Genomic DNA, 14,546 nt, shown 5'->3' with positions numbered 1-14,546 from the left:
CCCAGCTAGACCACTGGGTTGATAGGCCAGAGGTGGAAGACCGGTAACGGTTGGAGCTGACTGGTACTAATAGGCCGAGGACTTGTTACAAAGACGCTACGCATCCACTGTGCGGTTCTGGAAGAACAACCAGAACCGATCGAGCCCCTTCGGGGTGCTGGTTGTAATTTCATAGTGTTTCGGTGGTTATAGCGTTGGGGAAACACCCGGTCCCATTCCGAACCCGGTAGTTAAGCCCTTCTGCGCCGATGGTACTGCACTGGTTACGGTGTGGGAGAGTAGGTCGCCGCCGAACTTAATTTGCCCTGCGGGTTGAGCGCCACAAGCGCTCCCCGCAGGGCTTTTTTGCGTTCAGAACAGCGTGTCCGCGAGGGCCGCGACCGCCGGCGCGTCGCAGTCGCGGAGCAGTGCCCGGAGATTCGCGGCCGCTCTGCGATCGTCGTACCCGTACCCGAGCCTTGCGATCGCCGCGCCCCACCGGACGTCGTCGTCGACCGCATCGGCCAGGTTCGGCCACCCGCCCCGCAATCGGTGCAAATAGGCAGGCCAGCGCGTGGCGATCTCCGCTACGGCGACCAGGTGACCGGCTTGTTCGATCTCCTCGGTGTAGAGGACGCGGAGGTAGAACTGCCAGACGTTGAGCAGCCGCTTCTCCTCGCGTACCGACTGCTCCGGCTGTGCCCGCAGCCGACGGCGGAGGTGCTCACGTACTTCGGGATGCTGCTCGATGGCGATGACGACCTGCTCGATCTCCTCGGCGGTCGAGACCTCCGCGAACATCGCCGAATCCGCGGCGATGCCCGCGGAGCTCTTGCCGACCTCCCCCTCACGATGCACCGGCCCCAGTTGAGCGAGAAGCACCTGGTCGACGTTGTCCTCGGTGGTGCGAGGCAGTCGTACCGGTAGCTGGACGAGCTTGCGCAGGAACGTCCACCCCGGGCTCGGGTCGTCGGGATGCGTCACGATCTTCGCGTCGGCGAGCTCACGATAGGCGTGGTCGACGTGCGATGCGACCACGGTGGTGTCGAGACCCAGCACGAACCTCGTGGTGGGGAAGTCGTCCGACAGGAAGACGTTGATCGCCTCGAACACCTGGGCAGTGGTGCGCGGCGTACACCGGTCGAGGTCGTCGATGAGCAGGATGAGCCGGTACCTGCGTCTCGAGGTCCTTCAGGAGCGTCTTGATGTCGTGCTGGACCAGGTAGAGGTAACCGGAGCGGGCGTTGTAGTAGGGGTCGCGGATCAACGGATCCGTTGTGGTACCTGCGAAGACAGTGCTTGTCACAGGTCCGGCGAACAGCTCACCCGGCAGGAACCCCGCCGCCTTGGCGAAGAAGTAGCGGAACCCGGTGTGCACGAGACCTGCCGCGGCGAGGCCTGCAGTCACCCACCACGCCCAGCCGACGTTCAGCTTGCTCAGCGCACCCAACGCCGACAGCCCGAACCCGAGCCCGGCGAAGGACAGCAACGGGGAGAAGATCCGCCTCCACAGCTGACGCTGGAGGTGCCGGCGGTCGACACGTCCCGCGTTGCGGGTGAACCAGTACCGGTCGCGGTTGTTCTGCTCCGGCATGATCGCCGACTCGGCGGCCTCGGTCACCGCCTTGGCCAGCCCCGCCCACACCTGCTCGCTCGACTGGTGCCGCCAGGGGTTGAACGGCGCCACGAGCGGCATGATCATCGGTTTGATCTTCGTCGGCTCCTGCGGCCGCGGCTCCATCCCCGCCGGCGGCCGGTAGAGCATCCGGTCCGCCTGGCGCACGGTGAACCTGCGCATCGGCTTCACCGGCGTGGGCGGGGTGCGCAGCCTGTTCCTGACCAGCTCCAGCAGCGTGCTCTTGCCCGAACCCCATGCGCCTTCGACCGTGATCACACTTGGTCCGTCGTCGTCACCTGGCCGGAGCACGTCTCTGAGCGCCTCCACCAGTGTGCCGCGGTCGAGCAGGTCCTCCTGTGCGACGTGATCGCTGAAGCCTCGCGTGGAAACTGAGCCGATTCGGTGTGGTGGCGGGAGAAGAGGATCCCAGATGCGGAGTCTGCCGGTTCGGCTGCCGGACGCGATGCGGGCACGCCCGTCCGGGCCCAGGTAGGTGACGAGCGCGGAAACCCGGGACGGCTCACTCCAGTTCAACAGCTCGCCCGTGCGCGGGTTCCAGAGTCTGACCGAGCCGCCCTCGCTCCCCGACACCAGGAGCGGCTGGCTCGCAGCCGGGCACACCGCAAGCGACGTCACCGAAGAGGTGTGTCCAGCCAGGCGGTGGATCTCACGATTGTTCCGGCGGATGACGATCACGGTCTCTTCTGCCGTCGCGACCAGGTCGGCGATCCGCACCGTCCGGTGGGGTGGGAACAGTCCCTCGGCGAACTTGAGGTTGAGCTGTTCACGGGCACCCGTGAACAGGTTCACGGTCTCGGCGGATCCTCCCTCGAAGTACACCGTGAGCCGCGGCTCGGCGCGGTCGACCGAGAGCCCGGTGATGGTCGCGCCGAGCACGATGGTGCGTTCTAGCTCCAGGTGCGGCACGTCGGCTGAGGTCATGCCTGCAAGGTCGGCAAAGTACCGAGTTTCGTTTCCGGGAGGTTTCTGTCCGGTCGGACCAGTGGGAAAACCGCCTGAACAGGGTGAAGATGTGGACCATGGAACACCGAGCCCGCACCTCTGGACTGCGCCGCAGCCGCACGGTCACCACGCCGAGGCTCGGTGAGCTGTTCAACGGCTATCTGGATCCCGCACGGCCCCATGCCGGCGCCTACGACGAGATGTTCTCCACGGACAACGGGGTGCGGAGTGCTTACCGTGCGCTGTACGAGTCGGTGGCTCCGTCGCAGGTCAACGAGCTGAACGCGCGGTCGGAGGCCCTGGGCAGGGCCTTTGTGGACCAGGGCATCACGTTCTCGCTCAGCGGGCAGGAACGGCCGTTCCCGCTCGACCTGATTCCTCGCATCATCACGGCGAGTGAGTGGTCGAAGCTCGAGAAGGGCATCGTTCAGCGGGTGCGGGCGTTGGAGATGTTCCTGGCGGACATCTACGGTGACGCGCAGATCGTCCGGGATGGAGTGTTGCCGCGGCGTCTCATCACGAGCTGCGAGCACTTCCACCGGGAGGCGGCCGGCATCAGTCCGCCCAACGGGGTGCGCATCCACGTCGCGGGAGTGGACCTGGTGCGGGACGAGCAGGGGACGTTCCGGGTTCTTGAAGACAACCTTCGGTGCCCGTCGGGGGTCTCCTACGTAATGGAGAACCGGCGGACCATGGCGCGGGTGTTTCCCGACCTGTTCGCGCGGCATCGTGTGCGTGCGGTCGGGGATTATGCGGTTCATCTGCTCAGGGCTTTGAGGAATGCTGCCGCGCCCAATGCCGCGGACCCGAACGTCGTTGTGCTCACGCCTGGGCTGGCGAACTCGGCCTACTTCGAGCACTCGCTTCTCGCTCGGCAGATGGGTGTGGAGCTGGTCGAGGGGCGGGATCTGTTCTGCCGCGACAACTTCGTGTACCTGCGGACGACCGAGGGTGAGCGGCAGGTCGACGTCATCTACCGGCGCATCGACGACGACTTCCTCGATCCCGTGCACTTCCGGCCGGACTCGGTGCTGGGCATCGCGGGGCTGTTGAACGCGGCGCGGGCCGGCAACGTCGTCGTCGCCAACGCCGTGGGCAACGGGGTGGCGGACGACAAGCTCGTCTACACGTACCTGCCGGAGATCGTGCAGTACTACCTCGGCGAGAAGCCGTTGCTGCCCAACGTGGACACGTTCCGGTGCTGGCTCTCCGAGGAACGGTCGCACGTGTTCGACCACCTCGACGAGCTCGTGGTGAAGCCCGTCGAGGGGTCCGGCGGGTACGGGATCGTGTTCGGGCCGGACGCGACGGTGCGGGAGCTCAACTCGTTGCGGAAGCGCATCAAGAGCAACCCGCGCGGGTGGATCGCGCAGCCCGTGGTGCAGCTCAGCACGGTGCCGACCAAGATCGGCGACAAGCTGGCGCCGCGGCACGTGGACCTGCGGCCGTTCGCGGTGAACGACGGCAACTTCATCTTCGTGCTGCCCGGTGGGTTGACCCGGGTCGCGTTGCCGGAGGGCAGTTTGATCGTGAACTCGTCGCAGGGCGGCGGGTCCAAGGACACGTGGGTGCTGGCGGCCAAGTCGTCCACGCAGGAGCGGGAGCTGGCGGAGCCGGGGCTCGCCGGTCCGTCCGAAATGGAGGTCGCGGCGGCCGAGCAGGGGCCGGAGCTGACCACGTCCCAGCAACAGCAACAGCAGCAGCAGGGAGGCGCGCAAAATGCTGGCACGCAACGCTGAGTCGCTGTACTGGATCGGCCGCTACGTCGAACGGGCGGACGACACGGCGCGCATCCTGGACGTCTCGGTCCACCAGCTGTTGGAAGACGCGACGGTCAACCCCGACGCCACGTCACGGCAGTTGCTGACGGTTCTGGGCATCACGCCGCCGGAGGGGGCCGACCAGTTCGACGTGTGGTCGTTGACGGAACTGGTGGCGTACAACAAGGACAATCCCAGTTCCATCGTGTCGTCGGTCAACAGCGCGCGCGAGAACACGCGTGGTGCTCGTGAGGTCGTGTCGACCGAAATGTGGGAGTGCCTCAACGCGATGTGGAACGCCGTGGCCGAACGGCAGACCTACGCGCGCACGATGGGACCGCACGCGTTCTTCAGCTTCGTTGAGGAGCGGGCGGCGATGTTCGCAGGGCTCGCGGACTCCACGATGTCGCGGGACGACGGGTGGCGGTTCCTCGTGCTGGGACGGTCGGTCGAGCGCGTCGACATGATCGTGCGGTTGCTGCTGGCTCGGGTGGGGGACAAGGCTTCTTCGCCAGGATGGGTCACGGTGCTGCGGTCGGCCGGTGCGCACGACACGTACCTGAGGACGTACCGCGGTGCGTTGGACGCGTCGCGGGTGGTGCAGTTCCTGTTGTTGGACAGGCTGTTCCCGCGGTCGGTGTTCCACGCGCTGAAGCAGGCGGAGTCGTGCCTGGAGCAGTTGGAGAACCAACCGTCCGTGCGCGTCGGTGCGCGTGCGGAGGCTCTGCGGTTGCTCGGCAAGGCACGGAGCGACCTGGAGTTCTTGAGGCCGCACGACTTGCTGCCCGACCTGCCGAAGCGTCTTTCGGCCTTGCAGAAGACCGTGCGTGACGTCGGCGAGGCCGTGTCGCAGCAGTACTTCCACGTGGCGCCGTGGGTCGCCTGGACGAACACCGAGGTGGGCTGACCATGAGCTGGCGAGTGCGTGTCGTGCACACGACGGGCTATCAGTACGAGGCACCGGTCATGCAGTCGTACAACGAGGCGCGGCTGACACCGCGCGGTGACCGCCGTCAGAACGTGGTGGTCTCCCGCGTCGAGACCACGCCGGCGACCCGTGCGTACCGGTACACGGACTACTGGGGCACGGAGGTCACGTCGTTCGACCTCCACGCACCCCACAAGGAACTGCAGGTCGTCGCGTCGTCGGTCGTGGAGACGAGCGACGTGATCGAGCCGGTGACCACGGGCACGTGGGCGGACATGCGCGAGGACAGCGTCCTCGACCGGTACACGGAGTTCCTGGAGCCGACGCGCTACACGCCGCGCAACCGCGAGCTGCTGGCGAAGGCACGCGAGCTCAAGAAGGGCAAGACGCCGTCCGAGGCCGTGCTCGCCGCCTCCGAGTGGGTGTGGGAGCAGCTGAAGTACCAGCCGGGTTCGACGGGCGTGCACAGCTCGGCCGTGGACGCGTGGCACGAACGCAAGGGCGTGTGCCAGGACTTCGCGCACCTGACGCTGGTGCTCTTGCGCGGAATGGGAATTCCGGCGCGGTACGTCTCCGGATACCTGCACACGAAGAAGGACGGTGCGCTGCGGGAGACGGTGCGCGGCGAGTCGCACGCGTGGATCGAGGCGTGGACCGGTGGGTGGTGGGGGTACGACCCGACCAACGCCATGCCGGTCGGTCCGCGGCACATCTGGGTGGCGCTCGGGCGTGACTACGCGGACGTGGCCCCGTTGAAGGGGATCTACTCGGGTGGGGCGGCCACCGCGCTGGAGGTCACCGTGGACATCACACGGCTTGCGTAGGCGAGGTTGTTTTCACCCGAATGAGCGCCTTCATTGGACCGACTGCAATCCCTAGCGTCGGCCCTATGAGCGTGATCACATCCACCGCGTGCAGCAGGGCCTTGGGCGACGAGCTGCGCCGGCTCCGGGAGTCCTGCACGGACCTGGGCGGTGCCCACATGGCCGTGCGGCTGGGCTGGCACCCGAGCAAGGTGACCAACATCGAGAAGGGCAAGGCGCGCGCCAGCGAGATCGACCTGGTGCAGTTCCTGACGATGTGCGGCAAGGACATCGACTTCTTCGAGGACTTCCGAAGGCGCTACCGGTACGCCTTCGACGAGTACGTGGTGCAGGTGAACGAAGAGCTGCGCACGGTTGCGTTCGCCGAGTCCACGGCGGAGACGCTCAGCAGCTACTCCTCGCGGGGCATACCCGGGTTGGTTCAGACGCCGGAGTACGCCGATGCCCTGTACCGGCTGGGTGGCTTCGTGCCCGAGGAGCGAATCCCGAACCTCGTGCGGTTCCGCGTCGAGCGGCAGGCCATCCTTCGCCGCCACGATCGGCCGACCTGCGTGTTCTTCGTGCACGAGCTGGCGCTTCGGCAGAAGGTCGGCGACGACCGGATCATGGAGGACCAGTACGCCAAGCTGCTGTTCAGCGCACAGGACATCCGGATCGTGCCCGCGGACGTCGTGGTGCCCTCTTCGGGCTGCGTGTTGTGGTCGTACGAGAAGTCGGCGCCGGTGGTCTACTGCGAGGCCGACCTCGTGAACGTGTTCGTGCAGGACCCAGGTGCCATCGCGCGCACCAGGCTCCTCTTCGATCACCTGGAGCGAGTCGCGTTGGATGCGGGACAATCGCGGACGAAGCTGGCGGAGTACGTCAGCCCACCGCGAGAGGAATTCGATGGCCGGGGACCGCGTCTGGCGTAAGAGCAGCTACAGCGGAGCGACCGAGGGCGGCGAGTGCGTCGAAGTGGCGTTCGGCCACGACGTGCTGGTTCGCGACTCCAAGAACGCCGACGCGGGCACGCTGAGCTTCAGCGCACCCGCGTGGCGTGCGTTCGTTCAGCGCCAGCCGTGACGTTCGCGTAGGACGTCCACGACCTGGCCGAAGGCGGCGGGGCCGAGCACGGCGCCCTCGCGGCGGATGTCGTCGTCCGAGTCGAGGGCGAAGACGCGGTCGAGGCGCAGGTACGACGGCTTGCCCTCGCGGTCCCAGGCGCCCGCGCCCAGCTCCAGGAAGTCGCTGCGCGGCTCCTTCGACGAGAGCATCAGCGCGACCAGATCGCCGTTCGCATGGCCCACGACCAGCAGCGGACGGTCCTTGCCGCGGGTGGCGTCCTCCTCGAAGGGAACCCACGCCCACACGACCTCGCCCGGGTCGGCGTCGCCGTCCATGGTGGGGGCGTAGTCCAGCTTGGCGGCCCGTGCCGCGTCGAAGATCTCGCGGACCGCGCCCTTCGCCGGGCGGGGGTCTTCACCGTTCATCTGCACGGACGCACCCTAGTGGTGCAGAGCACGCCGGCCACTATGGGACCATAAGGGGACACCCGTCCGATTTTTTGTTGAGGACTGCCTTGACCACGTTCGCCGACACGACCTTCACGCCGCCGGAGCTCATCCGGAACTTCTGCATCATCGCGCACATCGACCACGGCAAGTCCACCCTGGCCGACCGGATGCTGCAGCTCACCGGCGTCGTCGAGGCGCGGGCGATGCGGGCGCAGTACCTCGACCGCATGGACATCGAGCGCGAGCGCGGCATCACCATCAAGGCGCAGAACGTGCGCCTGCCGTGGCAGCTCGACGGGCAGGACGTCGTCCTGCACATGATCGACACGCCTGGGCACGTCGACTTCACCTACGAGGTGTCGCGCGCACTGGAGGCCTGTGAAGGCGCCGTGCTGCTGGTCGACGCCGCGCAGGGCATCGAAGCGCAGACGCTCGCGAACCTGTACCTGGCGATGGAGAACGACCTCACCATCATCCCGGTGCTGAACAAGATCGACCTGCCCGCGGCGGACCCGGACAAGTACGCCAAGGAGATCGCGCACATCGTCGGCTGCGAGCCGGAGGAGGTGCTGCGCGTCTCGGCGAAGACCGGTCTCGGCGTCGGTGCGCTGCTCGACGAGGTCGTGCGGAAGGTCCCGGCACCGGTCGGAGCGGCCGACTCACCGGCCCGCGCGATGATCTTCGACTCGGTCTACGACACCTACCGCGGCGTCGTCACCTACATCCGCGTCGTCGACGGCAAGATCACGCCGCGCGAGCGCATCAAGATGATGTCGACGGGCGCGACCCACGAGATCCTCGAGGTCGGCATCGTCTCGCCCGAGCCGAAGCCGTCGCAGGGCCTCGGCGTCGGCGAGGTGGGCTACCTGATCACCGGCGTGAAGGACGTGCGCCAGTCCAAGGTCGGCGACACCGTCACGTCGGAGCGCAAGGGCGCCACGGAACCGCTGGCCGGCTACCGCGAGCCGCGTCCGATGGTCTACTCGGGCCTGTACCCGGTCGACGGTTCGGACTACCCGGAGCTGCGCGAGGCGCTCGACAAGCTCCAGCTCAACGACGCCGCGCTCACCTACGAGCCCGAGACGTCCGCGGCGCTGGGCTTCGGTTTCCGCTGCGGCTTCCTCGGTCTGCTGCACCTGGAGATCACCCGCGACCGCCTGGAGCGCGAGTACGGTCTCGACCTCATCTCCACGGCCCCGAACGTCGTGTACCGCGTCGTGATGGAGGACGGCACCGAGCACGTCGTGACGAACCCGTCCGACTGGCCGGAGGGCAAGCGCGCCGAGGTCTACGAGCCCGTCACCAAGTGCACCATCATCGCGCCGTCCGACTACATCGGCGCGATCATGGAGCTCTGCCAGTCCAAGCGCGGCCAGCTCGGCGGCATGGACTACCTCTCCGAGGACCGCGTCGAGCTGCGCTACACGATGCCGCTCGGCGAGATCATCTTCGACTTCTTCGACTCGCTGAAGTCGCGCACCCGCGGCTACGCGTCGCTGGACTACGAAGAGTCCGGCGAGCAGGACGCGGAGCTCGTCAAGGTCGACATCCTGCTGCAGGGTGAGACGGTCGACGCGTTCAGCGCGATCGTGCACAAGGACTACGCCTACGCGTACGGCACGCGCATGGCGACCCGTCTGCGTGAGCTCATCCCCAGGCAGCAGTTCGAGGTGCCGATCCAGGCTGCGATCGGTGCCCGCGTGATCGCCCGCGAGACGATCCGCGCCATCCGCAAGGACGTGCTGGCCAAGTGCTACGGCGGTGACATCACCCGCAAGCGCAAGCTGCTCGAGAAGCAGAAGGAAGGCAAGAAGCGCATGAAGATGGTCGGCCGCGTCGAGGTGCCCCAGGAGGCCTTCGTCGCCGCGCTGTCCACGGACGAGCCGAAGGGCAAGAAGTAGGCGCGGTGGCACGTCTTCATGTCGGTTGCGCGATGTGGAACCACAAGGCGTGGCTCGGGCGGTTCGTGCCGCAGTCGCACCCCGTCGGGGAGCGGCTGCGGGCCTACGCGGGCTGGTGCAACGCCGTCGAGGGCAACACCACGTTCTACGCGACGCCCGCCAGGAAGACCGTCGAGACCTGGGCGCGGCAGACCGGCCCCGGTTTCCGGTTCGTGGTCAAGCTGCCCAAGGTCGTCACGCACGAGCGTCGCCTGACCGGTGTCGAGGCCGAGATGCGTGCCTTCCTGGACGCGGTCGAACCTCTCGGCGAGCGTGCGGTGCTGTGGACCCAGCTGCCCGGCTCGTTCGGCCCGGCTGAGGTCGACGCCCTGGGCCGCTTCCTGCGCAGGCTGCCCGCCGGCCTCCGGCGTGCCGTGGAGGTGCGCCACCCGCTGTTCTTCACCGACGGCGGAGCGACGTCGCTGCTGGAGGGCGCGCTCGCCGGCGCGGACGCCGAGTGGGTGCCGTTCGACACCGAGATCTTCTTCCGGAGCCCGCCGACCAGCGAGGCCGAGCGGGAGGCCTGGGACAGGAAACCGCGGCTGCCGCGGCGCACGCGGGGGCTGACCGACCAGCCGATCGTCCGCTACCTGGGCCGGGACTCGGTCGAGGAGACGGTCGAGGGGTGGCAGCCGTGGACCGAGGTGGTCGCCGGCTGGCTGCGGGAGGGCAGGTCGCCGACGGTGTTCCTGCACACCCCCGACAACAACGACGCGCCGGCGCTCGCCCGCCGGTTCCACGACGAGGTGCGAGCGCTGGTCCCCGGCCTCGACCCGCTGCCCGAACCCGAGCCGGTCGAGCCCGCGACGCTGTTCTGAGCGACCTGGTGTTGCTGAACCAGCAACGTTGATTGCCAATTCGGCACGGTCTGCGGCACCTTGGAACCATGACGACAGCGCAGGAGTTCTGGGAGACCTTCTACTCGGAGCGGGACCAGGTCTGGTCCGGGAAGCCGAATCCGTTGCTGGTGCGCGAGGCCGAACGGCTCACCCCCGGCAGTGCCCTCGACATCGGGTGCGCGGAGGGTGGCGACGCCGTCTGGCTGGCGAAGCGGGGCTGGCGTGTGCTGGGCGTCGACGTGTCGCAGGTCGCGCTCGACCGGGCGCTGAAGCACGCGTACGACGCCGGCGTCGAGATCGCGGTGGAGCGGCACGACCTCAAGGCCACGTTCCCCGAGGGCCTGTACGACCTGGTGAGCGCGCAGTTCCTGCACTCGCCGGTCGAGGAGGACGGGGAGCGCAACAGCATCCTGAAGCGGGCTTCGCAGGCGGTGGCGCCGGGCGGGCACCTGATCATCGGCGGGCACGCGGGCGCGCCGTCGTGGTCGGAGCACCAGGACTACTACTTCCCGACGACCAAGGACGTGCTCGACCACCTCGCGCTGCGCGACAACTGGATCGTCATCACCGACGAGGTGGTGGAACGGCCGCTCACCGGGCCGGACGGTCAGCAGGAGACGCGCAAGGACAACGTCCTCACCCTCAAGCGGCTGTTCTAGAAACGCGAAGGCCACCCTCGGCAACGTTGCCGGGGTGGCCCAAGGGGTCCTCGTCAGGCGGAGCGGATCAAGCGGTCCATCGCCTGGCGGTTGATGATCGAGCGGAGCTCGCCGGTCTCCTCCGCGCTGTGGCGCGACAGGATGGCGTCCAGTTCGAGCCGGTCGCTCTCGGTGGTGTAGCTGGCCAACTGCCGCTCCAGGCTCTGGCGCTTCACACGAGCGGCACGGCGGGAAGCCAGGCTCGAGCGCAGGGACTTCACGGACAGGTCGTGGCGGGTCATCGTGTCCTTCCAATCTTGGTTACGATTCGATAATACACCCTGTTCAAGAGACCTGTACCGATGAAGAAGCGAGTTAGCTCACGTACTCGTCGAGCAACCGGAGCGCCCGCGCGTACTTGGCCTTAAGTCGATCTTGTGTCGCCTCGTCCAGCCGGGCGATGCGGGCGGGCGAGAGGTTGTCGCTGATGTCCGCGCGCTTCACGGAGAGTGCCAGCGGGTTCGCGGCCACGCGCCGCAGGTAGTCCTCCTGCGGCTCCTCCGGCAGGTGCGACAGGGCCACGACGGCGTCGACCACGGCGGCGGGGCAGCCGCGCGCGAGCAGGTCGTCCGCGGTCACCGCCGTGTCTTCGACGACGTCGTGCAGGACGGCGGCCATCTGCTCGTGCTCTCCGGTCACGGAGGCCATGACCCGCAGCGGGTGTCCGATGTACGGCCGGCCCGACTTGTCGACCTGCCCGTCGTGGGCCGCGGTGGCGATCGCGATGGCGTCTTCGAGGGTGAACACGCGCATCAAGCTAAACCAGGGCTTGACCTGACGCAGTGGTCTAGTCCATTTTTAGTCCACTCACAACATGGCCGCCGCATGATGTGTGGAGGTGGACCATGTCCAAGACCAGACGAGCAGCCGTTGCGCTGCTCGCCGCGCTGTTCTCGTGCGCCGGTCTGGTGTTGGTGATCAACGGGAGCGCTGCCGCCGCGAACCTCGCGGCGAACAGCGGCTTCGAGGCCGGCAACCTGAGCGGTTGGACCTGCACCGAGGGCACGAGCGTCACCGGCAGCACGAAGCGCACCGGCACGTACGCACTGCAGGGCGCTCCCGCCGGGCAGAGCAACGCACGGTGCCAGCAGACCGTGACGGTGCAGCCGAACACGGCCTACAAGCTGTCCGCGTGGGTGCAGGGCAGCTACGTCTACCTCGGCGTCACCGGTGGCGTGGAGAAGAACACCTGGACGCCCGGCTCCAGCGGCTTCTCGCAGCTCGCCGTCGACTTCAACTCCGGCAGCGCCACCAGCGTCACGATCTACCTGCACGGCTGGTACGGCCAGCCCGCGTACTACGCCGACGACGTGAACCTCGACGGTCCCGGCACCCCGCCGACGACCACGACCACCACGACGTCGACCACCACCACTACGACGACCACGACGACTACCACCACCACGACCAGCAACCCGCCGAACACCGGTCTGCCCAAGCACGTCCTGACGGGCTACTGGCAGAACTTCTACAACGGTGCGCGCGCTCTGAAGCTGGCGGACGTCCCCACCACCTACGACATCATCGCGGTCTCGTTCGCCGACGCCACGGCGGTGCAGGGCCAGGTCGCGTTCAACCTCGACCCCGGCCTGAGCAGCCAGCTCGGCGGCTACACCGACGCGCAGTTCCGCGCCGACGTCAAGACCGTGCAGGCCCGCGGCCAGAAGGTGATCATCTCCGTCGGCGGTGAGAAGGGCACGATCAGCGTCGGCAACTCGACGGCGGCGACGAACTTCGCCAACAGCGTCAAGGGCCTGATCTCGTCCTACGGCTTCGACGGCGTCGACATCGACCTGGAGAACGGCGTCAACGCCCAGTACATGGGCCAGGCGCTGCGTGCCATCCACGCCGGTGGCGGCAAGGTCATCACCATGGCGCCGCAGACGATCGACATGCAGAACGTCAACGCCGAGTACTTCAAGCTGGCGCTGGCCACCAAGGACATCCTGACGATCGTCAACATGCAGTACTACAACTCCGGCTCCATGCTCGGCTGCGACCAGCAGGTCCACAGCCAGGGCACGGTCAACTTCCTGACCGCGCTCGCGTGCATCCAGCTGCAGTCCGGTCTGCGCGCCGACCAGGTGGGCCTCGGCCTGCCGGCGTCGCCGTCCGGTGCCGGCGGCGGTTACCAGTCGCCGTCCAACGTCAACAACGCGCTCAGCTGCCTCGCCCGCGGCACCAACTGCGGGACGTTCAAGCCGAGCACGACCTGGCCGTCCATCCGCGGCGCCATGACGTGGTCGATCAACTGGGACGCTTCCAACAACTGGCAGTTCGCCAACACGGTCGCTCCTCATCTGGACTCCCTGCCCTAGATGATGGAACCGGTCGGCGCCACGTCCACAGTGGACGTGGCGCCGGACGTCCGTCCGAAGCGGTTCTCGCGTCGCCAACGACACAGCGCTCCGCCAGGCATTCGCCGCCTGATCCAACTAGGTTGTGCTTCATGTTCCACACGCTGGCCGTGCCCGTGATCGCCGCGCCCATGGCGGGTGGCCCCTCCACCCCCGAACTGGTCGCCGCGGTGAGCGAGGCAGGCGGGTTCGGGTTCCTCGCGGCGGGCTACCTCACCGTCGAGCAGCTCGCGGAGAAGATCACGCGCACGAGCGAGCTCACCGGCAAACCGTTCGGGGTCAACCTTTTCGTGCCCGGCACACGGCCGACAGCCGACATCTCGTCGTACGTGCAGCGCGTCACGTCCTACGCCGAGAAGGTCGGCGCGGTACCCGGCGATCCCCGCTGGGACGACGACAACTACGCGGCGAAGCTCGAACTCGTGTTGGCGCTGCGCGTGCCCGTGGTGTCGTTCACCTTCGGCCTGCCCGACGCGGACGACGTGCGGCGGCTCAAGGCGGCCGGCTCCACGATCGTCGTGACGGTCACCACCCCCGGCGAGGCACGGCAGGCGCAGCAGATCGGCGCCGACGTCGTGTGCGTGCAGGGGTCGGACGCGGGCGGTCACCGCGGCACGTTCGTCGACGACGGCGTCTCGCCCGGCGGCGGCGACCTGTACGGCACCCTCGCGGCGATCAGGCTGGTGCGCGGTGCCGTCGACCTGCCGGTGATCGCGACCGGCGGCCTCGTCACCGGCGCCGACGTCGCCGCCGTGCTGGCGGCGGGTGCGGTCGCGGCCCAGCTCGGCACCGCGTTCCTCGGTTGCCCGGAGGCGGGAACCAATGCGGCACAACGGGAAGCGCTCGCCGAAGGAGCCCGGCGCACCGCGCTCACGCGGGCGTTCAGCGGCCGACCGGCGCGCGGGCTCGTGAACCGGTTCATGGTCGACCAGGGCCCGCACGCGCCCGCCGCCTACCCGAACGTCCACCACCTGACGAGGCCGGTGCGCGCGACCGGCGAGGTGGAGGTCATGTCGCTGTGGGCGGGCACCACCTATCCGCTCGCGACGGCCGAACCCGCGGGTGCGCTGGTGGAGCGGATCGGCGCCGAGCTGTCGGAAACGATCAATTCCTTGGCAGAGCGGTTCCCGCGCGGCTAAGAAGGAGG

Annotated in this window: 15 protein-coding genes and 2 rRNA genes; 12 read left to right on the top strand and 5 right to left on the bottom strand. The window is 67.8% G+C overall.

What is annotated here, in order from left to right; translation table 11 throughout:
* Nucleotides 1-90, top strand: a 23S ribosomal RNA gene (locus tag ORI60_RS36570); the annotation flags it as partial.
* A gap of 88 nt (nucleotides 91-178) precedes the next feature.
* Nucleotides 179-295: ribosomal RNA gene (gene rrf, locus ORI60_RS36565) — 5S ribosomal RNA — on the top strand.
* A 56-nt stretch (nucleotides 296-351) separates the two neighbouring features.
* On the opposite strand, the gene ORI60_RS36560 is transcribed toward rrf, so the two are convergent.
* Nucleotides 352-1,092: a P-loop NTPase fold protein gene (locus ORI60_RS36560; RefSeq protein ID WP_266042579.1), complete on the bottom strand. Its 741-nt coding sequence runs from the start codon at nucleotides 1,090-1,092 to the stop codon at nucleotides 352-354.
* Nucleotides 983-2,539: a P-loop NTPase fold protein gene (locus tag ORI60_RS36555; RefSeq protein ID WP_266042578.1), complete on the bottom strand. Its 1,557-nt coding sequence runs from the start codon at nucleotides 2,537-2,539 to the stop codon at nucleotides 983-985. Before ORI60_RS36555 ends, ORI60_RS36560 begins: the two co-directional genes overlap by 110 nt.
* Before the next feature lie 98 nt (nucleotides 2,540-2,637).
* On the opposite strand from ORI60_RS36555, the gene ORI60_RS36550 reads away from it, so the two are divergent.
* From ORI60_RS36550 to ORI60_RS36530, 5 genes are all read left to right on the top strand, one after another.
* A complete protein-coding gene (locus ORI60_RS36550; protein ID WP_266042577.1) occupies nucleotides 2,638-4,299 on the top strand; it encodes a circularly permuted type 2 ATP-grasp protein in 1,662 nt (553 codons plus the stop codon).
* On the top strand, nucleotides 4,280-5,227 hold the full coding sequence (locus ORI60_RS36545; RefSeq protein ID WP_266042576.1) for an alpha-E domain-containing protein: 948 nt from the start codon (nucleotides 4,280-4,282) through the stop codon (nucleotides 5,225-5,227). Before ORI60_RS36550 ends, ORI60_RS36545 begins: the two co-directional genes overlap by 20 nt.
* A 2-nt stretch (nucleotides 5,228-5,229) precedes the next feature.
* Nucleotides 5,230-6,072 (top strand): transglutaminase family protein, encoded by an 843-nt coding sequence (locus tag ORI60_RS36540; protein WP_266042575.1) that lies wholly within the window; start codon nucleotides 5,230-5,232, stop codon nucleotides 6,070-6,072.
* 65 nt (nucleotides 6,073-6,137) lie between these two features.
* Complete coding sequence (locus tag ORI60_RS36535; RefSeq protein ID WP_266042574.1) at nucleotides 6,138-6,983, top strand: helix-turn-helix domain-containing protein; 846 nt, start codon at nucleotides 6,138-6,140, stop codon at nucleotides 6,981-6,983.
* Entirely contained in the window at nucleotides 6,958-7,134 is a 177-nt protein-coding gene (locus ORI60_RS36530) for a DUF397 domain-containing protein (RefSeq protein WP_266042573.1), read from the top strand. The genes ORI60_RS36535 and ORI60_RS36530 overlap by 26 nt, the downstream gene beginning before the upstream one ends.
* Here the strand turns inward: ORI60_RS36530 and ORI60_RS36525 are convergent.
* Nucleotides 7,119-7,541: a type II toxin-antitoxin system PemK/MazF family toxin gene (locus tag ORI60_RS36525; protein ID WP_266042572.1), complete on the bottom strand. Its 423-nt coding sequence runs from the start codon at nucleotides 7,539-7,541 to the stop codon at nucleotides 7,119-7,121. The genes ORI60_RS36530 and ORI60_RS36525 overlap by 16 nt on opposite strands.
* A gap of 89 nt (nucleotides 7,542-7,630) precedes the next feature.
* Here ORI60_RS36525 and lepA point away from each other — a divergent pair, with 89 nt between their 5' ends.
* The 3 genes from lepA (at nucleotide 7,631) to ORI60_RS36510 (ending at nucleotide 11,003) form a co-directional block, all read left to right on the top strand.
* Nucleotides 7,631-9,466, top strand: coding sequence for a translation elongation factor 4 (gene lepA / locus ORI60_RS36520; RefSeq protein WP_266042571.1), 1,836 nt, complete (start codon nucleotides 7,631-7,633; stop codon nucleotides 9,464-9,466).
* A gap of 32 nt (nucleotides 9,467-9,498) precedes the next feature.
* Nucleotides 9,499-10,323: a DUF72 domain-containing protein gene (locus ORI60_RS36515; RefSeq protein WP_266042588.1), complete on the top strand. Its 825-nt coding sequence runs from the start codon at nucleotides 9,499-9,501 to the stop codon at nucleotides 10,321-10,323.
* Between the two features lie 68 nt (nucleotides 10,324-10,391).
* On the top strand, nucleotides 10,392-11,003 hold the full coding sequence (locus ORI60_RS36510; protein ID WP_266042570.1) for a class I SAM-dependent methyltransferase: 612 nt from the start codon (nucleotides 10,392-10,394) through the stop codon (nucleotides 11,001-11,003).
* A 53-nt stretch (nucleotides 11,004-11,056) separates the two neighbouring features.
* Here the strand turns inward: ORI60_RS36510 and ORI60_RS36505 are convergent, their stop codons facing one another.
* Nucleotides 11,057-11,284, bottom strand: a complete 228-nt coding sequence (locus tag ORI60_RS36505) for a hypothetical protein (RefSeq protein ID WP_266042569.1) — start codon at nucleotides 11,282-11,284, stop codon at nucleotides 11,057-11,059.
* Between the two features lie 73 nt (nucleotides 11,285-11,357).
* Nucleotides 11,358-11,789 (bottom strand): HD domain-containing protein, encoded by a 432-nt coding sequence (locus tag ORI60_RS36500; protein ID WP_266042568.1) that lies wholly within the window; start codon nucleotides 11,787-11,789, stop codon nucleotides 11,358-11,360.
* Nucleotides 11,790-11,887: 98 nt separating this feature from the next.
* Here ORI60_RS36500 and ORI60_RS36495 point away from each other — a divergent pair, with 98 nt between their 5' ends.
* Together ORI60_RS36495 and ORI60_RS36490 are read left to right on the top strand one after the other, a co-directional pair.
* Entirely contained in the window at nucleotides 11,888-13,360 is a 1,473-nt protein-coding gene (locus ORI60_RS36495) for a chitinase (protein ID WP_266042567.1), read from the top strand.
* A gap of 131 nt (nucleotides 13,361-13,491) precedes the next feature.
* Entirely contained in the window at nucleotides 13,492-14,538 is a 1,047-nt protein-coding gene (locus ORI60_RS36490) for an NAD(P)H-dependent flavin oxidoreductase (RefSeq protein ID WP_266042566.1), read from the top strand.
* Nucleotides 14,539-14,546 lie beyond the last annotated feature (8 nt).

The sequence above is a fragment of the Lentzea sp. NEAU-D7 genome (assembly GCF_026242055.1).
Lineage (GTDB): Bacteria > Actinomycetota > Actinomycetes > Mycobacteriales > Pseudonocardiaceae > Lentzea.
The sequence above is the reverse complement of the archived record's forward strand: the minus strand, read 5'-3'. Positions and strand labels throughout refer to the sequence as shown.